Annotated in this window: 25 protein-coding genes, 1 pseudogene and 1 riboswitch; of the genes and pseudogenes, 15 read left to right on the top strand and 11 right to left on the bottom strand. The window is 42.9% G+C overall.

Annotation, left to right across the window (positions count from 1 at the left end):
* The first annotated feature begins 160 nt into the window (after positions 1-160).
* Positions 161-3,277, top strand: coding sequence for a T9SS type A sorting domain-containing protein (locus LRS05_RS06415; RefSeq protein WP_257867551.1), 3,117 nt, complete (start codon positions 161-163; stop codon positions 3,275-3,277).
* A gap of 101 nt (positions 3,278-3,378) precedes the next feature.
* Here LRS05_RS06415 and LRS05_RS06410 read toward each other — a convergent pair whose 3' ends face one another.
* Positions 3,379-4,098 carry a YqjF family protein gene (locus LRS05_RS06410; RefSeq protein ID WP_257867550.1) on the bottom strand — a complete coding sequence of 240 codons (720 nt, stop codon included), beginning with the start codon at positions 4,096-4,098 and terminating at the stop codon, positions 3,379-3,381.
* Positions 4,099-4,414: 316 nt separating this feature from the next.
* Entirely contained in the window at positions 4,415-5,608 is a 1,194-nt protein-coding gene (locus LRS05_RS06405; protein ID WP_257867549.1) for an AIR synthase related protein, read from the bottom strand.
* Between the two features lie 120 nt (positions 5,609-5,728).
* Between LRS05_RS06405 and LRS05_RS06400 the strand changes: the two genes are divergently transcribed.
* From LRS05_RS06400 to LRS05_RS06390, 3 genes are read left to right on the top strand one after another with little or no spacing between them, the layout of a single operon-like run.
* Positions 5,729-5,986 (top strand): hypothetical protein, encoded by a 258-nt coding sequence (locus LRS05_RS06400; RefSeq protein WP_257867548.1) that lies wholly within the window; start codon positions 5,729-5,731, stop codon positions 5,984-5,986.
* Entirely contained in the window at positions 5,983-6,480 is a 498-nt protein-coding gene (locus LRS05_RS06395) for a hypothetical protein (RefSeq protein ID WP_257867547.1), read from the top strand. Before LRS05_RS06400 ends, LRS05_RS06395 begins: the two co-directional genes overlap by 4 nt.
* A 10-nt stretch (positions 6,481-6,490) precedes the next feature.
* The gene (locus LRS05_RS06390) at positions 6,491-6,973 is read left to right on the top strand and encodes a hypothetical protein (protein ID WP_257867546.1); all 483 of its coding nucleotides are present in this window, start codon (positions 6,491-6,493) and stop codon (positions 6,971-6,973) included.
* 121 nt (positions 6,974-7,094) lie between these two features.
* Here the strand turns inward: LRS05_RS06390 and LRS05_RS06385 are convergent, their stop codons facing one another.
* Positions 7,095-7,964 carry an OmpA family protein gene (locus tag LRS05_RS06385; RefSeq protein WP_257867545.1) on the bottom strand — a complete coding sequence of 290 codons (870 nt, stop codon included), beginning with the start codon at positions 7,962-7,964 and terminating at the stop codon, positions 7,095-7,097.
* 120 nt (positions 7,965-8,084) lie between these two features.
* A complete protein-coding gene (locus LRS05_RS06380) occupies positions 8,085-10,274 on the bottom strand; it encodes a glutamine synthetase III (protein WP_257867544.1) in 2,190 nt (729 codons plus the stop codon).
* Positions 10,275-10,623: 349 nt separating this feature from the next.
* Between LRS05_RS06380 and LRS05_RS06375 the strand changes: the two genes are divergently transcribed.
* Together LRS05_RS06375 and LRS05_RS06370 are read left to right on the top strand one after the other, a co-directional pair.
* Positions 10,624-10,836 (top strand): hypothetical protein, encoded by a 213-nt coding sequence (locus LRS05_RS06375; RefSeq protein ID WP_257867543.1) that lies wholly within the window; start codon positions 10,624-10,626, stop codon positions 10,834-10,836.
* Complete coding sequence (locus tag LRS05_RS06370; protein ID WP_257867542.1) at positions 10,837-13,314, top strand: glycosyltransferase; 2,478 nt, start codon at positions 10,837-10,839, stop codon at positions 13,312-13,314. It abuts the gene before it with no gap.
* Positions 13,315-13,446: 132 nt separating this feature from the next.
* Here the strand turns inward: LRS05_RS06370 and LRS05_RS06365 are convergent, their stop codons facing one another.
* Positions 13,447-13,941, bottom strand: coding sequence for a hypothetical protein (locus tag LRS05_RS06365; RefSeq protein WP_257867541.1), 495 nt, complete (start codon positions 13,939-13,941; stop codon positions 13,447-13,449).
* Between the two features lie 104 nt (positions 13,942-14,045).
* Between LRS05_RS06365 and LRS05_RS06360 the strand changes: the two genes are divergently transcribed.
* Positions 14,046-14,609, top strand: a complete 564-nt coding sequence (locus tag LRS05_RS06360; protein ID WP_257867540.1) for a DUF1543 domain-containing protein — start codon at positions 14,046-14,048, stop codon at positions 14,607-14,609.
* A 2-nt stretch (positions 14,610-14,611) separates the two neighbouring features.
* Positions 14,612-14,962 carry an iron chaperone gene (locus LRS05_RS06355; protein WP_257867539.1) on the top strand — a complete coding sequence of 117 codons (351 nt, stop codon included), beginning with the start codon at positions 14,612-14,614 and terminating at the stop codon, positions 14,960-14,962.
* Positions 14,963-15,019: 57 nt separating this feature from the next.
* Here the strand turns inward: LRS05_RS06355 and LRS05_RS06350 are convergent, their stop codons facing one another.
* From LRS05_RS06350 to LRS05_RS06335, 4 genes and pseudogenes are all read right to left on the bottom strand, one after another.
* Positions 15,020-15,613, bottom strand: coding sequence for a DUF4252 domain-containing protein (locus tag LRS05_RS06350; protein ID WP_257867538.1), 594 nt, complete (start codon positions 15,611-15,613; stop codon positions 15,020-15,022).
* 2 nt (positions 15,614-15,615) lie between these two features.
* A pseudogene (locus LRS05_RS06345) lies at positions 15,616-16,013 on the bottom strand (DUF4252 domain-containing protein).
* 136 nt (positions 16,014-16,149) lie between these two features.
* Entirely contained in the window at positions 16,150-16,587 is a 438-nt protein-coding gene (locus tag LRS05_RS06340; protein ID WP_257867537.1) for a hypothetical protein, read from the bottom strand.
* Positions 16,568-17,083 carry an RNA polymerase sigma factor gene (locus LRS05_RS06335; protein ID WP_257867536.1) on the bottom strand — a complete coding sequence of 172 codons (516 nt, stop codon included), beginning with the start codon at positions 17,081-17,083 and terminating at the stop codon, positions 16,568-16,570. The genes LRS05_RS06340 and LRS05_RS06335 overlap by 20 nt, the downstream gene beginning before the upstream one ends.
* A gap of 112 nt (positions 17,084-17,195) precedes the next feature.
* On the opposite strand from LRS05_RS06335, the gene LRS05_RS06330 reads away from it, so the two are divergent.
* On the top strand, positions 17,196-18,650 hold the full coding sequence (locus tag LRS05_RS06330; RefSeq protein ID WP_257867535.1) for a S41 family peptidase: 1,455 nt from the start codon (positions 17,196-17,198) through the stop codon (positions 18,648-18,650).
* A gap of 47 nt (positions 18,651-18,697) precedes the next feature.
* Here the strand turns inward: LRS05_RS06330 and LRS05_RS06325 are convergent, their stop codons facing one another.
* Both LRS05_RS06325 and LRS05_RS06320 read right to left on the bottom strand, forming a co-directional pair.
* The gene (locus LRS05_RS06325; protein ID WP_257867534.1) at positions 18,698-19,765 is read right to left on the bottom strand and encodes a YncE family protein; all 1,068 of its coding nucleotides are present in this window, start codon (positions 19,763-19,765) and stop codon (positions 18,698-18,700) included.
* A 3-nt stretch (positions 19,766-19,768) separates the two neighbouring features.
* Positions 19,769-21,541 carry a TonB-dependent siderophore receptor gene (locus LRS05_RS06320; RefSeq protein ID WP_257867533.1) on the bottom strand — a complete coding sequence of 591 codons (1,773 nt, stop codon included), beginning with the start codon at positions 21,539-21,541 and terminating at the stop codon, positions 19,769-19,771.
* Positions 21,542-21,624: 83 nt separating this feature from the next.
* A riboswitch (cobalamin riboswitch) is annotated at positions 21,625-21,829 on the bottom strand.
* Between the two features lie 40 nt (positions 21,830-21,869).
* Here LRS05_RS06320 and LRS05_RS06315 point away from each other — a divergent pair.
* The 6 genes from LRS05_RS06315 (at position 21,870) to LRS05_RS06290 (ending at position 26,135) form a co-directional block, all read left to right on the top strand.
* Positions 21,870-23,006, top strand: a complete 1,137-nt coding sequence (locus LRS05_RS06315) for an ABC transporter substrate-binding protein (protein WP_257867532.1) — start codon at positions 21,870-21,872, stop codon at positions 23,004-23,006.
* Between the two features lies 1 nt (position 23,007).
* Entirely contained in the window at positions 23,008-24,036 is a 1,029-nt protein-coding gene (locus LRS05_RS06310) for an iron ABC transporter permease (RefSeq protein ID WP_257867531.1), read from the top strand.
* Positions 24,033-24,830, top strand: coding sequence for an ABC transporter ATP-binding protein (locus tag LRS05_RS06305; protein WP_257867530.1), 798 nt, complete (start codon positions 24,033-24,035; stop codon positions 24,828-24,830). Before LRS05_RS06310 ends, LRS05_RS06305 begins: the two co-directional genes overlap by 4 nt.
* 64 nt (positions 24,831-24,894) lie before the next feature.
* A complete protein-coding gene (locus LRS05_RS06300; protein WP_257867529.1) occupies positions 24,895-25,155 on the top strand; it encodes a hypothetical protein in 261 nt (86 codons plus the stop codon).
* 1 nt (position 25,156) lies between these two features.
* Positions 25,157-25,663, top strand: a complete 507-nt coding sequence (locus tag LRS05_RS06295) for a hypothetical protein (protein WP_257867528.1) — start codon at positions 25,157-25,159, stop codon at positions 25,661-25,663.
* A gap of 34 nt (positions 25,664-25,697) precedes the next feature.
* The gene (locus LRS05_RS06290) at positions 25,698-26,135 is read left to right on the top strand and encodes a hypothetical protein (protein WP_257867527.1); all 438 of its coding nucleotides are present in this window, start codon (positions 25,698-25,700) and stop codon (positions 26,133-26,135) included.
* The last annotated feature ends 4 nt before the right edge of the window (positions 26,136-26,139 follow it).

Raw genomic sequence — 26,139 nt, 5'->3', positions numbered from 1 at the left:
TTGTTAATGCAAAAGTACTATAATCTTTGCACTTCCCAATAAACATTAAGGCTAAGCCATTTTTAAGAAATAAATTGTGATTTAATTAACTAATTGTAAAACAAACTATTGCAATTTTTAGTACGTAGCTTTAAGTACCATTAACATAAATCTACAAATTATGGACAAAAAATTTACATTTTTAAGAGCGGTATTTTTTTTAATGCTGCTTGTCGGTTTTTCGGCAAATGCACAGACAATTACCGTAACAAACTCAAACGATTCAGGCCCGGGTTCATTAAGGCAGGCAGTTATTGATGCAATGCCGGGTGACATAATTGTTTTTGATGCTTCCACAAATGGTAACAATGTCAACCTTTTGTCAGACATCACTATCATTAAGTCTTTAACAATTGTGGGCAACGGCGCAGCGGAAACAACGCTAAGCGGTGGTAATGCCACAAGGATTTTTACACTTTCTAATGCAGGTGCTGTAACTATTGTGAACCTCACAATAACCAATGGAAATACAGCTATAAACGGCGGCGGCATCTGGACAACAAACTCATTGCTTGATATAACAAGTTGCACGATAAGCAACTGTGTTGCAAACGGCACGCTTACAGGCCAGGGCGGCGGAGCAATTTACGCTGAAGGCGGAAGCCTTACCGTAAATGCATCTACCATTAATGGCAACAGCGCCCCGGGAGCTTCAGGAAGCGGTGGAGGAATACTGGCCAGTACCGGCACAACCGTAAATATTAATTCAACCACAATAAGCAACAACAGTGCAATGCGCGCGGGCGGCGGTATTGAAGGCACCACCGGAGCCGGGACTACCATAACACTTTCAGGCAGTAACCTTATTAACAACAGTACAGCTTCAAACCCCGGTAACGGTGGCGGCCTGCATATTACAGGCGCGGGAAACACAACCATAAATGGCGGTACTGTAAGTGGCAATACTGCAGCTCTTGAAGGTGGCGGGCTATGGAATGGCAGCGGCACCATGCTTGTAAATGGCACTACTATAACAAATAATACAGCAAGCGGCGCTGCAGCAAATGAAGGCGGCGGCGGCATTTATAACCTTAGCGGTACACTTACCATAAGCTCAGGCACATCTATAACAAACAATACGGCAAATGGCGCGGCGGGTAGCGGCGGTGGTATATTAAATGATGTTGGCGGTACATTGAACATTACCGGAGCTATAATAACCGGTAACACAAGTAACCGTGCAGGCGGCGGGATTGAAGATGTATCTGGCGCTACAGGGAGCGTATCACTTTCAAACGTTACACTGAACAATAACACAACAAATAACTCACCCGGAAATGGCGGCGGACTTCACGTAACAGGGATGGGTACGGTAACAATTTCCGGAGGTACGGTTAACGGCAATAATGCAGGCGCTGAAGGTGGCGGGCTGTGGAATGGCACCGGCACCATGACCATAACAGGTACTACCATAAACGGCAACACTGCAAGCGGCGCAGGTGCAGACCAGGGCGGCGGCGGAATTTATAACCTTAACGGAGGTACAGTTACAATCATAAATTCAGAAATTACAAATAATATAGCTAACGGTGTTGCAGGAAGCGGCGGCGGCATACTTAATGATGTAGGCTCAATGCTAACCATTACTGACACCGAAATATCAGGCAATACTGCAGTACGCGCAGGCGGCGGTATCGAAGATAATTCACAGACGAGTACCATCCTGCTTACAAATGTTGAGCTTAGTGATAATACCGTGACCGGGCCTCCGGGCAACGGTGGCGGCCTGCACATAACAGGTACGGGCAATGCAACAATTACAGGCGGTTCGGTTACAGGAAATACTGCATCTTTACAAGGCGGCGGACTTTGGAATGGTACCGGATTAATGACACTTAATGATGTTGATATTGACGACAATACCGCACAGGGTGCTGCTGCTACAGATGGAGGGGGCGGCATTTTTAACAATGGCGGAAATATGCAGATAAACAACAGCTCAATTACAGGAAACCTTGCTACCGGTACTAGCGGCAGTGGCGGCGGATTATTCTCTACAGCAGGAAATATCACAATAGTAAATACGGAGTTTGATGCCAATAGCGCCAACCGTGCCGGCGGTGCAATTGAAGTGATTGCGGGCATATACACAATAAACGACTGCGAAATGATGAATAATGATGTTGACGGTACGGCAGGTACACCAAATCCCGGCAACGGCGGTGCGGTACACATATCGGGCGCATCAACGTTTGTAATTAATGGGGGTGAAATAATTTCTAATGATGCAAGGCGTGAAGGCGGCGGGCTTTGGAACCAGACCGGAAGCGTTATGACCGTAAACAATGTTACCCTTAGCCAGAATACTGCAAGCGGCCCGGCGGCTGATGACGGCGGCGGCGCTATATTTAACAATGGCGGTACACTTAACGTAAACAGCTCTACCCTTGACAATAACGTAAGCGATGGCGCAGCAGGAACAGGCGGCGGTATACATGTGAATACAGGTACAGCGAATATCATGCTTACAACCATATCAGGAAACAGTTCTGTGGCTAATGGCGGCGGGATTTACAACAATGCGACTACTAACATAAATGCCAGCACAATTACACTCAACTCGGCCGGGCTACTGTCTACAGGCGGAGGTATTTATAACAACTCTGCAACAACGCCTACACTTAAAAACACAATAGTAGCAGGCAACACTGCCGTTTTTGGCGGCCCGGATATAGTTAGCAATACTGATGCTATACCTTCAGGCGGATATAATTTTATCGGGATAGTAGATTTTGCAGAATACACACCTGTAGAAAGTGACGTTTTCGGCACTGTAGGAAGCCCAATGGATGCCATGCTTCTTCCACTGGCTGATAACGGCGGGCAGACTTTCACTCACGCATTTAACTGCCCTAGCCCGGCAGCTGACAAAGGTGACCCTGCAGATATATTCAATGACCAAAGAAACCTGGCTGTTTTTAATGGCACACGTGATATAGGCGCTTTTGAAGCCCAGTCAAACTGTGCGCTTAGCAATGAAGACTTTGCCCTGGCAGGTAAAGGCTTTGTATACCCTAACCCATCTGTAAGCGGTAACTTTACGCTGAAGCTGGCGCAATCAGTAAATAATGCAGATGTTACAATTTACGAAATTGGTACAGGCAAACTGGTAAAACAGTTGAATGCTGCCAATGCTGAAACTGAAATTAGTATGGGCGAATTTACCAACGGCACATACATAATGCAGGTGGTTACGGACAGGGATACCGAAACACACAAGCTGGTGATTGCTAAATAAATTCTATGTTTGTTTTCATTTCTAGGGCTGCATTTTCATGCAGCCCTTTCTATTTATATCAAGATTCCTGATTTCAACAATTAGTATCTGCATGGCAAAACTCACTTTATCCTTGCTCCCTGTTTTACCTGTATCTCGCTGCCTTCTGCAAGGTAGACCGATACCGGCTTTTCATCTTTCAGGAAAGCGAAATCATTACCGTAAACTTTTCCGAAATCTACATCTACTTCATAATCTTTTATGGGGTAAATCTGCCAACGCGGGTGAGCCACTTCATACTCTGATGTCCGGAATTTACTCAGCTTTGTATATCCCCAGAAATGCTCGGTGATAAATTCCTCTTCGCTGTAGGGCTTGATATCGACAGGCGTCTTATCTGCCACAACTTTAAGGCTGTTCCACTCCCCTTTCTTCCAGCCGTATTCTACGGTGAGCGAATCATCGCCTTCAACCCAACTGTGGCGCATAGGCATGGTTTCGTAGTTTTCGCCGTAAAGGGTATTCGCAACAAAACTCAGTGCCGGCCTTGGTACAATCTCTTTAATGAACACCACGCCGCGCTTGTACGCAATGTCATTGCCGTACTTGACGTAAAAACGCAGGTTCACTTCCTCAAAATTGATGTGCCACGGTATGCGCAGCTTAAGCACGCTCACATCAACAAACATAAAACCGACAAGGCTTACGTAGCAGGTGTCATTCCACAAGTCTATGCTGGTGTTGAAAGGCACATATGGCTCCAGAATTTTCGGGTCGATGGCGTAATTTATCATTACCAGCTTGCGCCACTGGCCGTTGAGGAAGGTACGTTTTGAAGTCATGTGTTGTTGTTTCACAGAGATTTACGGAGAAACACAAAGATACGCAGAGAATTTCTAGAAAGGCGTTAAGCTGCAAAGTTTTTAGAATACGAGTGAAGCTGTTCCCGCCCTACTGTTTTTCACGTAAAAATCAAGGAAAGGATTAAGCGTTGGCCAAAGGAAAGCAATCCGCGAGTGAGCGCGCAGCAGCGAACGGCTCGGGTTGCGGCGGCAAAATCCTGACGTAGATTTTGAGTGGAAAACAGTCAGGCTTGAATTTTTGTTTCTTTTGTTTCAAGACAAAAGAAATTAAAGAATACACACCTAACCCGATGGCTTAATACTCAAACACCCCGTACTCACTTTTAATCGTGAGCTTTTTTGTGATTCCCCCTTCGGGGGTTAGGGGGCTAACCCTGCCCACAACCTGCGCATCAACATTGAATGATTGCGAGATGGCAATAATATCCTGCGATATTGCTTCAGGCACGTACAGCTCCATCCTGTGCCCGCAATTAAACACTTGGTACATCTCTTTCCAGTCGGTGCCGCTTTGCTCCTGTATGAGCCTGAAAAGAGGCGGAACGGGAAACAGGTTGTCTTTCACCACATGTACGTTATCTGCAAAATGCAGCACTTTGGTTTGGGCGCCGCCACTGCAGTGTACCATGCCGTGGATATCTTGTGGAGTATACTTCTCTAATATCTTTTTGATGATGGGCGCATAGGTGCGTGTTGGCGAAAGTACCAGCTGGCCGGCATCAAGCGGTGAGCCTTCAACAGTGTCGGTTAGTCCGGTATTGCCTGAATAGACAAGTTCAGCCGGGACAGCCGCATCATAGCTTTCAGGGTATTTTTGTGCGAGGCCTTTGCCGAAAACATCATGGCGCGCTGAAGTGAGTCCGTTGCTGCCCATACCGCCGTTGTATTGCTTCTCGTAGCTTGCCTGCCCGAAGGAGGCCAGCCCTACAATAACATCGCCCGGACGTATGTTGGCATTGTCAATTACATCGCTCCGTTTCATACGGGCGGTAACTGTGCTGTCGACGATTATGGTGCGGACGAGGTCGCCCACATCGGCAGTCTCGCCGCCGGTGGAATGTATGGTTACGCCGAACGATTTCAGCTCATCGATAAGTTCTTCTGTCCCGTTGATAATGGCAGAAATCACTTCACCCGGAACTAAATTCTTGTTCCGCCCGATGGTACTCGACAGCATAATATTATCAACGGCGCCTACGCAAAGCAGGTCGTCTATATTCATGATAAGGGCATCCTGCGCAATGCCTTTCCACACCGAGATATCACCGGTTTCCTTCCAGTACATATATGCGAGTGACGACTTGGTGCCGGCACCGTCGGCATGCATAATGAGGCAGTAGTTATCATCTCCGGTAAGGTAGTCAGGTACAATTTTGCAGAAAGCCTTCGGGAACAGGCCTTTGTCTATATTCTTGATGGCGTTGTGTACGTCTTCCTTCGCGGCAGAAACACCCCTCTGGCTATAGCGCCCGCTGGTAGCATTGGTCATAAAATGTGTTGTGTTGTTGTTGGTGCAAAGATAGGATTATCCCGTTTATTCATAGTTGAACTTATATTAAAAACTTAATATACTTTTTTTTATTAGTTTTACTTATCTAATTTTCTTAATATGAAGAATGATATTATAAATAAATATTTTGAGCAATTAAAAAATGCAAATTCACCTCAAGAAATTGACAAGATTTTAGAGGAAGTTATTCCAATTCTAAGATTAGCGGGTATATCACCAATTGAGTTACTTTCATATTTTAAAATGCACGAAAATGAATTTGAAACTCGTTCACAAGATCACAGAAATTCAATTTCAAATTCAAACAAAGCCCACCTAATTTTACAAAAGCTAATGGCAAAATTGAGTAAGTCATGACAACAACAGATTGGATTAGTGCTATATCATCTGCAGTAACTACATTACTAACTGTTGGAATATTATTAATTGCGTATTTTCAAATCAGACAAATTAAGGAGCAACTTAGCAATATGTCAGAAAACCAGAGAACAAATACATTGATGACTGTATTGGAACTAGAAAGTGAGCTGAATAAAAGAAAAGAAAGTTTCGACAACGTTTGTTTTGATCTGAGAGAATATAACCATCAAATCAGTATATCTAATACGTTACTTAATCTTGAGAAGCTTGAAATTGTTCAAGACAAAATTAGTGTCGCAAAAGAAAACTATCTCAATTCCCTTGACCGACTTTCTTATTGCATTATACATAAATATTTATCTGATCGCGATTGGAAAACAGAGTATCGAGATGTGATATTTGATGTAGTTGACAATCATTCTGATTGTTTTGGTGTCACTTCAAGATTCCGAAACACAAAAAAGCTATATGAAAAATGGAAGAGCGAATAACACAATATCGATGACTCACCTCCTCACTCTCTTCATCATCCTCACCCTCACCACAACCCACGCCCAAAAGAAAAAACTAATCGGCACGTGGAAAACGGTTTCGGTCGAAGCCGAGGGCATCACCATTGACCGTACCAAGGCAGATACGGTTTCAGTTTCAGATGATATGAAAAGACTCTATGCCATATCTCCCGTTGGTTTGCAAAACCGGGTAGCCGATGTAAGGTTGATGTACTCCCGCAATCATTTCGTTTTCGGGAAGGATGGCAGCTTTCAGCATTACATGACCGGTAAGATGACGGTTGCTCCATTTTTCACCGGCACCTATACTGTGAAAGACGGCGTAATTTACACCGACACCAAAAACCGAGGCGGCCAGGATGTGAAAAAAGAAATTCCGTTTAAAATGGTTGACGGAAAATTGCACCTGACTTTAGACTCAAGACCCGGAACTGACCCCGGCTCAAAATATGTTTTGCAGAAGGTGAAATAATTTTCTTAATGAAGTGTTAATAGCTAGCCACTGCCTGCTTCCTCGGTAAAGCAGTTATCTGTGTAAAATCTTACAAATTCCGTAATATTAACATTTTCTATTTGGCAATCTTAAAAGCTTCTTAATTTTCTATAACCAAAATCTCTACACGGCGGTTTTCAGCACGCTCTTCTTCAGTCTTTTCAGGCAGTGGATAAATGGGTTGCGTAGTACCAAGCCCTTCAAAAGTAACACGTGATTTCTCGATACCGTTTCGGGTAAGAAACAGCATGATGGCTTTTGCTCTTTCATACGAAAGTTTGCGGGGGTCACCTTTCTGGCAGCAGATGTGGCCTTGCAGTTTTATCTTTAGGTTTTTGTGCAACTTCATGATTTCCAGCAACTCATACATCTTTGGCCGCGAGTCTGGAGTTGTTGCAAAGGTATTTTCAAAGAAATTGATGTTGTGCAAAACCAGCTTTTCACCCGGCTTGGCATCCCCCACTTTCTTCATGAATTCGACATCAAACTTTATCTCCTCCCTCGTTCCGTTTGGGTTTGTGAGCACTACACCCGCCGGATATTTAACCACAGGTTTTGGTTCAGGCTTTATGCCAAGCACTTCATTTTCACGATGCAATTCTTTTTCAGGAAGATAGTAAATTACAACCTTCCTGTTCTCTGCTTTTACCGGTGAATGTTTATGGAGCTTCCCAAAACTGCGGGTTTTAAAATCCTCCCGGGCCTTCACTTTACCTTTTACCAAATTAAAAATATGATTTACACGGCGTTGCGCCAGCGTATCATTTAGGCCTATGGAACCGTCTTCATCGGTATAGCCATTGATTGCCAGTATTTTGGAGGTTTGGTTTTGCGCAATCCAGGTATTAAGCCGGTCTTGTTCTGCTTTCTTCAGTTCGTGCTTATTGCTGTCAAAATACACAGCGAACTGCTCTTGTGCTGAGGCAGTTAGCGATATCAGGCAAGCTATTGCGAAAATGAGTTTTTTCATCATATGCGTTATAATCCTTACGAATATAGCGATTATTATGCCGAAATCCGTTAGATCATCACTATATCAAAAAAGCCCCTGCAATTACAGGGGCTTTACACTCAATTAATATGTATGAAATTATCGTGTAAACAATAATTCACGGTATTTAGTAAGCGTCCAGATCTCATCATCCACCATAAGTTCAAGCTTATCGCAATGATCCCTTATGATATCAAAATAAGGTTTTACTTTGTCGCAGTACGCATCAGCCATAGCTTCAGCATTGTCAAGCGCATTTGCCTTTTTGCGCTCTTCAATCATAGCCTCAACGTTTGTATTGATGCCGGCGATATGTTCAGAAATCTCTTTTATAAGCGTAATCTGCTCTTTACCAATAGTTTCAAATTCTTTACCGAATATTTCTTTAAGGCCGCGAACGTTCTCAATCAAAGTATTCTGGTAACGTATAGCTGTAGGTATAACGTGGTTACGAGAGATGTCGCCAAGCACTCTGCCTTCAATCTGAATCTTTTTAGTATATTCTTCAAGCTCAATTTCATAACGTGCTTCCACCTCAACGTGGTTCATCACGTTCATTTCTTCAAACAATTGTAGTGTCTGCTCGCTCACTTTGGCCTTAAGCGCTTTTGGCGTAGTCTTGAAATTGCTCAGGCCGCGTTTTGCCGCTTCCTGCTCCCATGCCTCGCTGTAACCGTCACCTTCAAATAAGATAGCCTTAGTTTCTTTGATGTATTCTCTAAGAATGTTAAAGATAGCGTCATCTTTCTTCATGCCTTTACCTTCAACCAGGGCATCAACCTCAGCCTTAAAGTCTTTCAGCTGCTTAGCAACAATAGTGTTCACAATAGTCATAGCATTGGCGCAGTTAGCGCTTGAACCTACTGCCCTGAACTCAAATTTGTTACCTGTAAAGGCAAATGGAGACGTACGGTTCCTGTCGGTATTGTCAAGCAATACATCCGGAATTTTACCTACTACATTAAGTTTAAGGTCAGTCTTCTCCTGTGGCGAAAGCTTACCAGCTGAAACTCCTTCAAGTTCTTCAAGAACTTTAGTAAGCTGCTGGCCGATGAATACAGATATAATTGCAGGCGGGGCTTCATTGGCACCAAGCCTGTGGTCATTGGTAGCTGTAGCTATTGACGCGCGCATCAATGCTTCGTTCTTATATACAGCCTTTATAGTATTAATAAAGAATGTAAGGAACTGCAGGTTGCTCATTGGCGTTTTGCCCGGACTTAGCAGGTTTACGCCTGTGTCTGTTGCAAGGCTCCAGTTGTTGTGCTTACCGCTGCCGTTTACACCTTTAAACGGCTTTTCATGGAAAAGCACCTTGAAGTCATGGCGCTCTGCAACTTTCTGCATCACGTCCATCAACAGTGAGTTATGGTCTACCGCAAGGTTTGTTTCTTCAAAAATTGGTGCAAGCTCAAACTGGTTTGGCGCTACCTCATTATGGCGTGTTTTAACCGGAATGCCAAGCAGCATACACTCATTCTCAAGGTCTCGCATATAGTTTAGTACACGTGTTGGTATAGACCCAAAATAGTGGTCTTCAAGCTGCTGCCCTTTGGCTGAAGTATGCCCAAGCAGGGTACGCCCAGTAATCATAATATCCGGCCTTGATGCTGCAAGAGCAGAATCTATCAGGAAGTATTCCTGCTCCCAGCCGAGGGTTGCAGTAACTTTTTTTACGTTTTTATCAAAGTAACGGCAAACATCGCTGGCAGCTTCATCAATAGCATGAAGTGCGCGAAGCAATGGTGTTTTATAGTCAAGGGCCTCACCTGTGTACGACACAAAAACGGTTGGTATACAAAGTGTTGTGCCGAATATAAACGCCGGAGATGTTGGGTCCCATGCCGTATATCCGCGAGCTTCAAAAGTATTACGTATACCACCATTCGGGAAGCTTGATGCATCAGGCTCCTGCTGTGCCAGCTGGCTGCCGCCGAATTTTTCTACAGGGTCGCTGCCGTCAAATGATGTTTCAAAAAATGCATCGTGCTTTTCAGCAGTGGTGCCTGTAAGCGGCTGAAACCAGTGAGTATAATGTGTTACGCCTTTGCTCAAAGCCCACTCTTTCATACCCATTGCTACATAATCAGCAATTTTCCTGTCGATTTTAGTTCCGTGCTGCACCGCATTTTTTACTGCCTGGTAGGCATCGGGCGTAAGAAACTGGCGCATAGCCTTGTCATTGAACACATTACTTCCGAAGATGAGCGATTTTTTATCCAGCTCTTCTACTTTAACTGCTTTTCTGCCTGAAGCTTCACGCAAAGCCTGAAAACGAAATGTTGACATGGAACTTATTTTTAAATTTAATATTATTTTATACAGTGCAAATATACATTTTTTTAGATAAATCCATAATACCCCCTAAATTTTATAGGGTTAAATTTAGAAAATGTAAATATTCAGAACATAACACCCCCTCTATTTTTAGTATAGCTATAAATATCAATATTAATGGATACTGTATCATAAAATATAATTCGGATTACAGATAATTCAATAAAATTCTTACAATGGTTAAAAATTATCTAAAATTCTTACTTTACTCAGAATTACGTTAAATATTTTATAATCAAATTGCTGAATGGATGGTGATTATATAATTTCGTCATATCAATAACCTATTCCTATCAATATCATGCAAAATAAAAAAGTAGTATTAGGAGTTGCAGCCGGGGTTGCAGTCCTAGCCGTAGCAGGCCTTATAGTTGCTAAAAAAGAAAATCGAAAAAGAACTATGAAGCACAGGTTGAAGAAGCTAAGCAAAACTTTAAAAGAAAGCTTGACAAACTTCACACAAAAGCTGCAAGACATTATAAAAGTGCGCAAGGTGAAACCCTTGATGCCGTAAATGAAGCTAAAGAACGCGCTAACCAGTGGGTTAATAAAGCCAACGCATAACCCATATAAGCTGCGCTGCATAAACAACAACATACATTACACCCTTATCCGAGCCATGAAAACAAGAAAAACCTCAGGGAAAAATTTCCAGTCATACAACCAGCTTATTGAAAAGCTTGCGGCTGCAGATATTCCGCAAAGCAATTTAGGCGTATTGCCAGAAATTGTTGTAATAACTACATTCCCTCCAAGGCAGTGCGGCATTGCTACATATTCACAGGATCTTATTAAAGCGCTAAACGACCATTATACTGATACGTTTGATATTAAGGTTTGTGCTCTTGAAAACGCTAATGAACAACACACGTATACCGACCCTATGGTGAAGTATGTGCTGAATGTGAGCGAACCGCAATCTTACCTTAACCTGGCGCAGCAGATAAATGAGGACGAGAATGTAAAGATTATATTGATGCAGCATGAGTTTGGCCTTGTACATGAAAGCGTGGCCCAATTCAATAATTTCATTGACTCGATTAATAAACCGTTGTCGGTAGTATTTCATACAGTGCTGCCAAATCCTAATGAGGAACTGAAAGGTAATGTTCAGCATATTCTCAACAGGGCAGATTCACTTATTGTGATGACTAACAACGCTGCAGATATTCTTACACGCGATTATATTGTTGACCGTGAAAAGATTGCTGTAATTGCTCACGGTACACACCTTGTGCCTCACGCCGACAAAGGCTCACTTAAGAAAAAATATGGCTTTGAAGGCAGAAAGATACTATCTACATTCGGTCTGCTTAGCTCAGGTAAAAGTATCGAGACTACCCTTGATGCGCTACCAAACGTGGTAAACAAGTGTCCTGAAGTGTTATTCCTTATTATAGGCAAAACCCACCCTACCGTTGTATTGAATGAAGGCGAGGTTTACAGGGAATCTCTTGAATCCAAAATTCAGGAGCTTGGACTTGAAAATAATATTGCTTTCATAAATAAATATGTAGAGCTTGGTGAATTGCTCGAGTATCTTCAGATGACAGATATTTATCTGTTCACAAGCAAAGACCCGAACCAGGCTGTAAGCGGTACATTCTCTTATGCCCTAAGCTGCGGCTGTGCCATCATATCTACACCTATACCTCACGCCAAAGAAGTTTTGGCAGGAGATACCGGTATTGTGTTTGATTTCGGCAATTCAGAACAGCTTTGTGAAGCCATCAATACGTTATTGTTCGATATTGAACTTCGCAACAGGATGGTATTAAACGGCCTGCATAAAATTGTGCATACAGCTTGGGAAAACTCGGCTGTGGCCCATGCAAAAGTTCTTGAGAAAGCGAGCAACGGTTCGCTTGACCTACACTATAAGAACCCTGACGTGAACCTTTCACACATCAAGGCTATGACAACAGACTTTGGTATGCTGCAATTCTCTAAGCTGAATAAACCGGATATTGCATCGGGCTACACGCTAGATGATAATGCCCGTGCACTAATTGCCATGTGCCAGCACTACAAGCAATACCGCCAGGAAGATACATTAAAGTATATTAAAATCTACCTGAATTTCTTAGACCATTGCCAGCTGTATGACGGCAGGTTCCTGAACTATGTAGATTATAACACCAACTTCACCGCCCAGAACAAAAACGAAAACCTTGAAGACAGCGCCGGCCGTGCCATGTGGGCTCTTGGTTATGTGGTTTCGCTTACAAATATCCTTCCCGAAGGTTTTGGTAAAAAGGCGGAAGCAATGTTCCAGAAATCACTGTCGCTTACGAAGAATATCCACTCTACAAGGGCTATGGCATTCATCATAAAAGGCCTGTACTACTTTAACCGTCAGGTGAAAGACAACGACACGCTGCTTTACATTAAACTGTTTGGCGACAGGCTTGTTAACATGTACCGCCACGAGGCCGATTCTGAATGGAAATGGTATGAGGGCTATCTTACCTATGCCAACAGCGTACTACCGGAAGCGTTGCTGCTTTGCTTCGCAATCACAGGCGATGAAAGATATAAAACCATAGCCAAAGAATCATTTGACTTCCTGCTTGATATAACGTTTAATGACAATATGATAAACGTGGTGAGCAACCGCGGCTGGTATGTAAAAGGCGGTAAAAGAGAGCGTTATGGTGAACAGCCCATAGACGTGGCTTACACCATACTGGCACTGCGTAAGTTCCATGATATATTTAAGGATGAAGAGTACCTCAATAAAATGGAAAATGCGTTTAACTGGTTCCTGGGCAATAACCACCTTAACCAGGTTGTTTACAACCCGTGTACAGGCGGATGTTTTGACGGACTTGAAGAGCACAATGTAAACCTAAACCAGGGAGCAGAATCAACTGTGAGCTACCTTATGGCAAGGCTTACCATAAGTAAATACTTTGGCAACCCGGGAACTACATATTTCCGCAGAAGGAACAAAGCCGCTAAAATTGCCGCTTTAAATACACTGAATTTCTAATTGCGGAATTTTAGGATAAAAGAGGCTTCCGGTTGGAAGCCTCTTTTTTTAGCCCTTCGGCAAGGAGCTGTAACTTAATAAAAAAGCCTCCCGTTTCCGGAAGGCTTCACCTTTTATAAGTAAGTATAGAATTTATTTTTCAATTGACGGGACACCACCATTGTTGTATTCATGAACAGCGCTCATTACAGCATCAATATTATCGGTATCCACATTTTGAGCAACAAATGCCGGAACCAATACAATCCTGAAAGTTTGGTTCAGAGTATATTGTGGTAATGCACTTAGATCAGCGCCTTCTTGGGTCATAGTTAACTCGACACTTTGTGAATCAAAATTGAAATCATAATCAATTTCTGCTCCATCGTCAAAATAAATTGTTCGTGGTATTTGCTGCCATACAGCGAAACCATCTTTAACTGTCCTTCTATAAACAAGCACAACATCACTGTTTACAATAGGTGGATTAAGAGGTACGAGAACACTGTAATTATCAGCAGCTAAAAAATCAACGTTAACGTCAAATGATTCAGGGAAAGTGTCATTATCCGGCCTGTCATCATCGTTGGAACATGAGGCAAAAAATGTTGTAGAGGCCACTGCTAAGAAGAGAAATATCTTTTTCATAATTGTTAAAGTTTTATTGTTATAAAGGTAAAACCAAAAATTGCACCAAAAATTTAATTTATAAGAAATTTAAGTGAAAAAAGATTTACTAACTTTGGATAGATATGGATACAAACCTTAAGCTTTACATGGTTTTGCTGGGCTGCACGCCTAAAGGAAGGCTAACAGAACAGCATGATATTTTTTTCGGTATAGCCGCTTCGGTTAAGGAACTAAAAGCCCATATGTATGCTTTTTGGCCTGATGGAGGCCAGCTACACATTGATAGCTGGCGTGAAGTGACACACGTTGACGGACATAAGATTACCATCTCTCCTAAGGCTGAAGCTAAACCTTCGTCAAATAAACTTTTTTTCCTGAACCTCGGCGGTTATAAGCCAGACGACCTTGAGGAATATCATTATAAAATGCTGGCCGTTGGTGAGACTATGGCCGAAGTGGTGAAGAAGTCAAAGCAGACAGCATTCTACAAACATTACGGCTTTAAAGGGGCTGAGTCTCATATTGATGAAAAATACGGCCTTGATGTTGATGATATGCACAAAGTTGAAGATATACTTGCCCCAGATTTACGGGAGCGATACCACATAAAGATCACTCCTGATGAAAATGGGATTGAAGACGAACTTCATATCGGCTATACCAAACTCGGACCTAAAAGCAAATAGTTATGCAAAAGCCACAGTCAGTTGATGAGTATATAAATTCTTTTCCGCCTGAAATACAAAAGATCCTATCTCAAATTCGGGATATTATTAAAATTGAAGCTCCCAACGCTGTGGAAAGCATAAGCTATGGAATGCCTGCTTACAAACTTAACGGAAAGCCACTCATATATTTTGCAGGATATGAAAAGCATATAGGCTTATATGCCACTCCAACAGGGCATGATGCTTTCAAAGAAGAGTTCAGCCGTTATAAAACAGGTAAAGGCTCAGTGCAGTTTCCGTTGTCTGAGCCTATGCCCCTTGACCTGATAAAGAAGGTTACAGGATTTAGAGTGAAGGAATTATCAAACTAAAATCCCCTGCATGTTGCCATACAGGGGATTTTGCTATTAAACCAAACCACTAACTCTCTATTGTTCAGGCTTGGGCGGCGCCGGCGCCTGGGCTGCCGGCTTTTTATCTGTCTCCGGTTTTCCCATAAGCGACTTAAGTGCGCCAAATTTACTGTCATCTACACCACCTTTTTGTATAAGGCTCACTAAAGTCATTACTTTATTGGGTGTCATATCATCGCCAATGGCGCGAATAACTCCAAAACCTGTATCGCTATTGTTAAGATACACCAGGAATTCATCAATATTTTCACCCTCGCCTTTGGTACTGATTGATGCGTTCATCCCCTGCAGGTTCATCTTCATCAATTCTTCATAATTATCCTGCTTTAACAGCTCTTTTACATTTTCAGCTTCGGCTTTATATTCCCCACTATCAAGGCTGTCTTTTTTATAGATCATCACATTGAATTTCTTCAGTGATTCCAGCGCTTCCTTTTCTTCAGCAGTGAGTTTCAGGTCAGCTGCCTTAATAAAGCTTGGGGCTACATCAACCACAGCAAAATTGGGTTTGCCGCTTTTTTCAACAAAATATTTCTGTACGGTTGGCTTCTGCTCACAAGATGCAAGCATCAGCACCATTATTACAAAAGTTATAAAAATACGTGTCATGGTTATTTCTTTTTAGCTGATGCCTTTTTAAGTTCTTTACCGCCCGGTATCTTCATATAATCGTTAAGAAAAGATATCTCACTTAAGTCAAAGTTACCTGTAAGCGACATAAGCACGCTGCTGTTTTTTGGGCCTCCGCCTTCCATAAACATAAGCAGCTCACGCACCTGGCTTGACGTAGCGCCCGATTTCACGTATATCTTAACAGTTCTGCCGCCTTCATTGATCCTCATAAGCTCTTCAAGCGGATTTTTTTTAGGTAGCCATCAACGGTTGATTTCATTTCGTCCTCAATCTTGTCGCTGGTGGTAGTAAATACTTTCAGGTTATCAAGCTTTTTTATCAGCTTCAGGTATTGCTGTGCATTATGGTCTTTCGGGTCCATCTTCACGTTACCCATAAGCTCAAACATCTTCTTGTTTACAATTACGGCATCTACTCCATCCTTTTCAAATTTATCAAATGCCGTTGTCTGCGCAAAAAATAGTGTCGGCATTAATAATAATACAAGTGCTATTATCTTTTTCATTTTTCTGTTATTTAAAAATTGTTTGTTTTGATTTTTCATACTCATTCAGGTATTCAAGGCTACCCATACCTGTATTTACATTCTCACTCAGCATATTAAGGGCTTTTTGTGTTTCCCTGAAAGCGGTTTCAGGGTCACTGTAAGTACCTAAATCCTGCTGTTGCTCTGGTTGGTTGTACATAAATGTTACCACGCCAAGCATAACCACAACACTTGCTGCCACCGATAGCCACGCTACATATTGTTTTCCGGGTTTTAGTGGTACGGCTTTATCAAACTGTTGTGTTGCTTCCTGGGCATAATACCCGAACATAGACCTGTAGTGCTGCAGGTGTGGCGCCACATCTGCACCGGCAAAGTAGGCTTTCAGTTCCTTCTCTTCCGCTATACTTGTATCTGCGTCAAAGTATCTTTCCAGTAAATTCTCAATTTGCTTTAATTCCATAGCTGTGTTTTTTTGCAAGTTCTTCCCTTATCGTTTTCCTGGCGCGGGAGAGGGCTACCCTCACGGCCGTCTCATTCATATCTAATATCTTCGCGATATCCTCAAACTCATATTCTTCAATGTCCCTCAGCTGTACAATCATCTTTTGCTGTTCGGGCAGGGTATCCATTATTTTTTCTACCCAGTCAAGGCTGTCCCTGTCTTCAGCCTGCTGCTGCAATCCTGCCTGCCTGTCGGTATAGTTGCTGTGCACAATCCGCATTTCGGTGGCGCGCTTGCTCTTCAGCTGGTCAAGGCAGTAGTTTTTGGTAATGGTTACTGCCAGTGCCTCCACGCTGCTGTACCCGCCAAGCTTCTCCCTGTTGTTCCAAAGGCGCACCAACACTTCCTGGGTGGCGTCTTCAGCCTCTTCAGTGCTTACAAGCAGCCTTTTTGCCAACCGGAAAAGCCGGTCTTTAAAAGGAGAAATAGTTGTTATAAACTCCTGCTGGTTCATTATTATTGGTGGTTTGTTACTGGTTTATAAAAGCAAGACGAGCCTGTATATTTTTTGTTACAGATAAATCTAAAAATATTACATTTACGTTTATTAAAAGAAATTTGCTACGATGAAAAAGATGCTCGCGCTGCTTGGCGCCCTCATGCTTATGGCCTTTGCAATACAGGGCTGTGATGATCTTGACGATACAGATGTGCCTGTATATGATTTTGTATGGAAAGGTATGAATCTTTACTATTTATGGAAAGACCAAGTACCGGCCCTTAGTGATAACCGGTTTTCAAACCAGGGGGACCTCAACAATTACCTTCAGTCGTTTTCAAGTCCGGAAGATCTTTTCAATTCACTGCTTTATAAAAAAGATGATGTAGATAAGTGGAGCGTTATATTCAGTGACTATCGTGTGCTTGAAAATGCCTTGCAGGGCGTTGTAACCAGCAATGGAGTTGAGTTTGGATTAAAATATCTGCCTAACAGTGATACCGAGATATTCGGGTATGTGCGTTATATCCTTCCAAATTCAGACGCTTCCGGCAAACCTATTGAGCGTGGAGACCTTTTCCGCTCTGTAAACGGTACAGAACTTACTATATCAAATTACCGAAACCTGCTGTCGCAGGAAACATATACCCTTAACCTTGCTACTTATAGTGGAGGTACACTCACTCCAACCGGGGAAAATGTAACGCTCACTAAATCACAATATGCAGAAAACCCAGTATATCAAGTAAGTGTACACCAGACCGGTTCTCACAAAATTGGGTACCTTATGTACAATGGCTTCTTTAGCAACTATAATGCTGAGTTGAATTCGGCATTTGGCGAACTGGCCGGACAGGGAATTACTGATCTGGTGCTTGACCTTCGCTACAACGGTGGCGGCTCGGTACGCACAGCTACTTATCTTGCCAGTATGATTACGGGGCAGTTTCCGGGGCAGCTTTTTTCAAAACAACAATGGAATTCAAAAATACAGGCACATTATGAAAGTGTTGCGCCACAAACTTTACAGGAACTTTTTGCAACACAATTAGGTAACGGAACACCTATAAACAGCCTTAATCTTACAAGGGTGTTCATTCTTACATCTGAAGCTACGGCTTCGGCCAGTGAATTGCTTATCAACTGTCTTGACCCGTATATTGATGTTGTAGTAATTGGCGCGAAAACTGTTGGTAAAAATGTAGGTTCGGTAACGCTGTATGACAGTGATGATTTTGGGCCAAACGGCAGAAGCAGTGAGCATACATATGCCATGCAGCCTATTGTGCTTAAGACCGTAAATAAAAATGGCTTTGGCGATTACAGTACAGGTATTGTTTCTGAAAATCCGCAAAACAGGCTGGAGGAAGACATGGCCAACCTTGGTGTACTTGGCAGCCCTACCGAAAGATTGTTTGCACGGGCAATAACAATTATAACAGGCAGCGGAAGGTTTAGCCAGCCACAGCCGGAATTACCTGCACGTAACTTTAAAGATTCTAAAAATATGCAGCGTTTTGGTAATGAAATGTACCTTGACAAAGCCCCTGAAGGAAGTCTTGAACTATTAATGATAAAATAAAAAAGCTCCCGCCGTGGCGGGAGCTTTTCGTTTACCAAACATATGAACTAATTGAAATAAAAGCCTACAGGCCCTATACCGGCTGTAAATTCATGCTGCATGTTGCCTGCAATAGAATATACATAAACTTTACCTGCTGCAGTAAAAGACCCTCCGTTGCCTGCATAAATATGGTCGCCTTTTACAGCAAAACCATCAATACCATACTCACCAACTCCTGAAACTGTGAATAATGGTGTAACCGGCAAAGACGCAGACCCTGCATTCATTTTAAATACCTTTCCGGCCTCAGTATAATATATCGTGCCATTTTCTACCTGAAGGTTTTTAGGATGTGCCATGGTTGTGAAAGTCATAGTTGATGCCACGCTGTTGTCTAAAAGATTAATCACCATTAAACTTCCTGTTGTTTGGGCTGCACCCATCCATGATGGTATTCCACCATTAATAACATATAGTTTTCCGTTTTCTATTTCCATAGCTTCGGGAACATCACCTACATTAATTGTTGATAGGATTGTATTAGTAGCCGGATTCAGTACCGTTATCGTGTTTCCGAAACCGTAACCTCCTTTATGAGCTATGTAAAGCTTACCATTATCCTGCACCATGCTTTCTGGCCCTTCGGGTACTGGTATTTTTGATGTAACGGTATTGTTTTCCAGGTTTATCACTGCTATAAAGTCATCTGTGGTAACGCCACCGCTTCCCCAGTTTGTCACAAAAGCCTTACCACTAGAGAACTCAATATATCGCGGATTGTCAAGGCCTTCGTCAATAGTGGCAACATGTTTAAAAGTATAGCGGTTCACGATTTCTATCTTGTGCGAGTTGTTAAGCACAATGTAAGCCAGGTCACCGTTGAAAGCCATATCCTGTGCAGTATCGCCTAAAATCATTCCGGGATTTACGCCTGCAAAAACATTATTTTCAATCGTAAAATCGTTTGAAATAAAAGACACCGAAGCATTACCCTGGTTAAAATTGCCCTGGTTAAGCACAAAAAGACCGTCAGCATAAGCGCCTGACGGTGCATTAATAACATCATCATCGCTGCATGAGACTGTTATCGCGGAAAGCGTAAAAATGGAAAAAAGTAATTTACCGAATTTCATGTATTAAAAATTTAAGTTTATATAGACATTGTAGTTTCTTCCGGGTAATGGGCGCAGTGTTACGTTTTGGTAGGCTTTGTCATAAAGGTTAAGCACCTGGATCCCGACATCAAGTTTACCAAACAAACTGAAGCTATACTGAATACCTGCATCAGCTACATTATAGGCGTCAACATTAGAGCTGTGGTCGGTAGTAGTATATACTTTGCCTGTAAACAGCTGCCTGTAAAAAAGAGATATCCTTTTGAATGAGTATCCGAATGAAGCTGTGCCTTTATGTTGCGGCACATACATAAGCTGCAGGCTGTTACCGTCTTCATGAGATACTGTATATGCGTATGTACCATTGACTTCAAACTTGCCAAAGCCATAGCTTTCATGCCAGTTCAATAACGCTTCACCTCCGTATGTATTCACGCGACCTACATTTTCAGGGCTCCATTGCGCGCCACTTGGAACCCAGCGAAGCATATCCCGAAGCTTTATGAAATAGCCCGTAAGTGTAAGCGTAGCATTTTTGTAATTAAATTGGTTACCCAATTCTGCCTGGTAAGAAGTTTCGGGTTTCAGGTCGGGATTACCACTACCGAGCCAGTACAAATCATTAAAAGTCGGTGCACGGAAGTTTCTTGATGCGTTGAATTTTAATGTATAAAATGATAACGGGCTGTAACTTCCGCCTAACGAGAACAGTAACGGCGAATCATATATGTTCCCGATTTCTTTACGTAACCCGCCTTCATAAGTAATCTTATCGCTTACTTTATGTTTGAGTAATAAGCTGCCCGAGCCTGTTTGCCTTTTCTCTTTAAGAATGCTTGTCCCTTCCGCAGTATTTTCAGTATAGTCGGCAATAGCGTTAAGGGTGAGTCCCCGAGCAAACCTGTATGTAAAATCATATCGTGCCAGCCATGTCTCTGCTTCTCCGGTTTCGTGATTTTCATTTAAGTAGTTTTCGAAATAGCGGTATTTCTCGGTTAGGTGTGCCAGCTTTACTTTTGACGTGGAAGACGAATTTACGGCCTCCCATTCTAAAAGATTACGGGTGTTAGTATCGTGATACTTACTTCGTGACGGTGCTGCAAGCGTACGAGAAAAATGGCGCTCGCCATCAAACATATAGCTGTAAAACTTTAAGGTCTGTCTATTTGTAAGCTTATAGGCTGCCGATGCATTAAGGCTTGTGTTGTAGTATTGCCCGTTGTCATTTTTAAGTTTGCTGTTGGGGTACTCAAAATCATTATCGCTGCTGTTTCTGCTTGCGCTGGCCTGCATGGTAAATCTCTCTGTGCCCGCTTGCATGTTATAATTCATACCCAGCGTATTAAAGCTGCCGTATTCAGTGCGTGCTTCGTTTACAAACCTATTCCCAAACTGCAATTCATTGTCAAGATGAATGCTTCCGCCTACCGCACTGCTTCCGTAAATCACGCTGCCGCCCCCTGCCCTTACGCTGATTCCGTTAAAGTCTCGGGTGTTTATAGTATTAAAATCAGTTTGCCCGTTCAGCTGAGAATTAATGTTGATGCCATTCCAAAGCACTGCCGTTTGCTGTGCTGTTGTCCCCCGGAACGAAGGCGATGACACCATGCCCGGGCCATTTTCCTTGAAATATATTACAGAATTGTAGTTAAGCAGGTTGGTGAGCGAAGGGCGGTTGTTTGTGATGACAGAGTCATTGAATTTCTGTACTGACTGCGATGTAGAGAAATCACGAAGCTGGGTATCGGTAACAACAACCTCCCTGAGTGATACAACAGTATCTTCTTGTGCCATAACGGTATGGCACAAACAGCTTAAAACCAGCAATAAAAGGTATCTTACAGTCATAATCCCAGGGCTTTTTTTCCCGAAAGCCCGATATTAGTTCGGCCTAAGGCAGGTCTCCTGGCTTGCGTACTGTTGCTGCCTTCCCGTTTATAAAACAGTGGCTTTGAAGTTGCAACAGCCTCCGCGGCGGCGGATAAGCTTACAGTTGCGGGAACAGCCCGGGATTTTAACCCGGTTCCCTTTTAATGCCGGAATGCGCAGCGCACCCCAACAACCTTAAGTGGCGCAAAGATATATTTTAATTTATACATTTGTGCCATCGCAATAAATTTTCATGAAAAAGAGCCTTATCGCTTTCGTTTTACTTATCTCTGCTTTTGCTGTTTCCTGCAAAAAAGATGCTGTTGAAAAGGCAGTTGCCCCAACCGGCATTAATACAATAAAACATGCCAAAGGCCTTGAAATATACAGGCATGACGGTTATAGCATCGTAAAAGTTACAGCGCCATGGCCTGATGCTAAAGAGAGCTTTACTTATGTGTTGCACAAGCAAGGAGCAGCGCTTCCTGACAGCCTTAAAAACTATACTGCTGTGCAAGTGCCTATTAAAACCATTGCAGTAACATCTACTACACATATCCCTTCATTGGAGGCGCTTGGAGCCGAAAAAACCCTTGTCGCTTTCCCTAATACCAAATACGTATCATCTTTAAAGACAAGGGCTTTAATTGACTCCGGCAAGGTAAAAGAGATTGGCACGAATGAAAGCATCAATATAGAAATGATGATTGACATTGCCCCTGATGCCATGGTAGCACACAGCATCAGCAGTGATAATAAAACATTCAACGACCTGATGCAGAGTGGTATTAAGGTTTTATATAATGGCGACTGGACAGAGCAGACACCGCTTGGCAAAGCTGAATGGATAAAATTTTTTGGGGCGCTGTATGATAAAAATGACGAAGCTGAAGCGATTTTTAATAAGATTGAACAAGACTACGATGAGGCGAAAAAACTCGCTCAGAACGCTCCGAAAAGGCCGACAGTGCTATGCGGCGCAATGTACCAGGACCACTGGTACCTGCCGCAGGGCAACAGCTGGGCAGGATATTTTTTGAATGATGCGCACAGCCAATATCTTTGGGCCGACAGTAAAGGCACCGGCAGCCTGAATCTGTCGTTTGAGACCGTATTTGAAAAGGCAAAAGATGCTGATTTCTGGATTGGCCCGAGCGAGTACACAACGTTTGCGGAAATGGAGAAAGGCAATCCGCATTATGCTGAATTTAAGGCATTCAAAAATAAGAACGTGTACAGCTGGAGCAGCAAAAAAGGCCCCACAGGCGGATTGATTTATTATGAGCTGGCCCCCAACAGGCCTGACCTTGTACTGAAAGACCTTGTAAAAATTTTCCACCCTGAGCTGCTGCCAAACCACACGCTGCAGTTTTTTGATAAGCTTAAATAATTTGCATAGCGCCCGGCAACATAGCATCCTGTTTATTTTTCTGGCAATAGCCTTCCTGTTGCTTTTTGCGGTAAATATTAGTGTGGGCGCAGTTTCAGTCCCTATAAAAGATGTTGTGACGAGCCTTACGGGCAATGGCGCTTCAAAATCAGCATGGGAATATATTGTTGTTAATTATCGCCTGCCAAAAGCCATCACTGCAATCATTGCCGGAATGGGTCTGTCTGTAAGCGGCTTGCTTATGCAGACGCTCTTCCGCAACCCGCTTGCCGGGCCCGATGTGCTGGGGCTTAGCTCCGGTGCAAGCCTTGGTGTGGCATTTATTATTTTGGGTGCAGGGTTGCTGCCTGCAAGCATTGCCGTAACTTTTCTGTCGCCATATGGGATGGTACTGGCATCCGTGTTCGGGAGCGTGGTTGTTTTATTGGCAGTACTACTCGTGGCACAAAAGCTTAGGGACACCATGGCAATATTGATTGTCGGCCTGATGTTTACCAGCTTTACAGGTGCGGTTGTGGGTGTGCTAACGTATTTCAGCTCGGCTGAACAGCTACAGAAATTCACGTATTGGTCGCTCGGCAGCCTGGGCAGCCTTCCTGCAGAAAACATTATAATACTGGCTGTTACATGTTTAATAGGTTTGTTGTTGGCAGCTGTGTGTATAAAACCACTCGATGCCTTGCTTTTAGGCGAACGCTATGCGCAAAGCCTCGGTATCAACTTTAAGCGTACCCGCCTAATAATCATCCTTGCAACCAGCTTGTTAGCCGGGAGTATAACTGCTTTTGCAGGGCCTATAGCTTTTGTGGGGTTGGCGGTACCGCATATGGCTCGCCTACTTTTCAGGACGGGGAGCCACCTTGTATTGTTTTGGGCGACACTACTTTTGGGCGGAATTGTTTTGCTGGGGTGCGACACAATCTCACAACTTCCGGGGGAGTTTACTCTGCCTATCAATGCAGTTACATCAATAATCGGCGCGCCGGTGGTTATCTGGCTGCTTTTGCGTAAAAACAGAATGATGGTATGACGGATAAAAAAATAATACTATCAGCGGAGAATGTGAGTATAGGATATGCCACTAAGAAACAAATTACTGCAGTTGCATCAGGCATAAATATTGACTTAAAAGAAGGTACTCTTACTGCCTTGATTGGAGCCAATGGCACTGGTAAGTCAACACTTTTACGCACAATTACAGGCATCCAAAAACCGTTAGCAGGAAGCGTTACACTCAATGGTAAACCACTTGAAAGTTACAGCAACAAAACTCTTTCTCAACAACTAAGCATTGTACTTACCGAAAACCTCCCGCCTAGTAATCTTACTGTTTATGAGCTCGTTGCGCTTGGCAGGCAGCCCTATACCAATTGGCTCGGGAAGATGAGCCCGGAAGACTATGAACACGTCAATAATGCACTTAATCTTACTGAAACAAACCACCTCGCCAATAGAAGAAATTATGAACTGAGTGACGGGCAGCTTCAAAAAGTACTGATAGCCCGTGCATTGGCTCAGGATACGCCGCTCATAATCCTGGACGAACCCACCACCCATCTCGACCTGAAGCATAAAGTAAGCCTGCTGCAATTGCTTAAAAGACTGGCAGTTGACAGCGGAAAATCAATACTTTATTCAACGCACGACCTCGACCTCGCGCTGCAAGTAAGTGACGAAATTATTGTTATATCAGTAGACAAAACAGTGCAAAGTACACCTGATAACTTAATGGAAAACAATGCTTTCGACACTTTGTTTGACGGCACTTCCATTACTTTTGACAAAGACAAAAAAGGCTTCATCATCAATCCTGACAATGTTTAACAAAAGGTAAACATATTGCGGTTTTAGGTTTGAGTATATTTACATATAACATAAACCAAACATTATGGCAAATCAGTTTACAGTGAGCTACCCGGGAGATAAAAGCCAGTTGCTCAACAAAATAAGAAACATGGTAGGCAGTAAGGGAAATCTTTCAGGAGACGAGAGCAAAGGCAGTTTTGAAGGCAGCACACCCATCGGTGGATTTGAGGGAAGATATGTAATTGAGGGTGACAGCATCCATGTGATAATTGACAAAAAGCCGTTTCTTGTATCAAACAGCCGCATTCAGGAGGAATTTGAAAAGGCGCTTAAAAACTTCTAAAATGAAGTGGTTCGTTAATATAATTATTCTACTGACAACCTGCGTATTAAACGCCCAACCCCCGGAATTAAAGCTGACGCCGGGCGGATTTGATCCTGTAAAAGTATCAATCCCGCAAACGCCAAATGAAAAGCTTATAGAACTTACAAGGCAATGGGCTTCGGAAGCCAACCGTAACTATGATGTAGATATAACTGAAGTTACCGGTAACTCTATGACTGTTAGCTCTTTACGCAACAAGGGTTTGTATTACAGGAGTAAAGGCGAAACTTACAGGCATAAAATACGCTACGAGATGAGATTTTCTTTTAGCGGCGATTTTTATACGGTAACCTTCAGTGTGCCTGAGATTTATAACGATGATATTTTGCTGAAATATACATTACCTGATTACTTTGACAGCAAAGGGAATATAAAAGAAGGCTATACCGACCTGAAACCGTCTATAGAAAATACGGCAAATACTATTGTGAATTCGCATTATAATTTTATCGTGAACTTCAGGTAGGGCACGAGTACAGCAATTAACAAAATTTTAAGATATGGCACCAGGAACAGATGACCCTAAAGATTTAGGTTCAAAAAAAATATTTAACCAGGAAAAAGAGAGTGAAAAAAATGAAGGCTTCAGCGGAGATAACCTGCCGAAGAATTACGACCCTTCAACCAACAAACTGAAAACGGAACTTGAAAAAGATGAAACCGGCGAGATGCACACATTGAAACGCGCCCGGGATGTTGACGAAAAACAGCAGCCACCTGTAAGCGAAAGTGATAAAGCCGAAAGCAGCGGCAGGATTGTAGACAAAAGCCGCGGCACGGCAAGCGCTGACGAAGAGGTTGAAACAGCCGAGAATCGTGACTTCAACTCTGACCTTGACGAGGACCGTTACAAAAATAATGATCGGGAAAACAACACCAGCCGCGGAAATATCAATTTCGGCGAAAGTGAAACCACGAATGAGGAGAAAAAGGATTAAATAC

It is taken from the genome of Flavobacterium sp. J372, assembly GCF_024699965.1.
Taxonomy (GTDB): Bacteria; Bacteroidota; Bacteroidia; order Flavobacteriales; family Flavobacteriaceae; genus Flavobacterium.
This window is presented reverse-complemented; position numbering and strand designations above follow the sequence as displayed.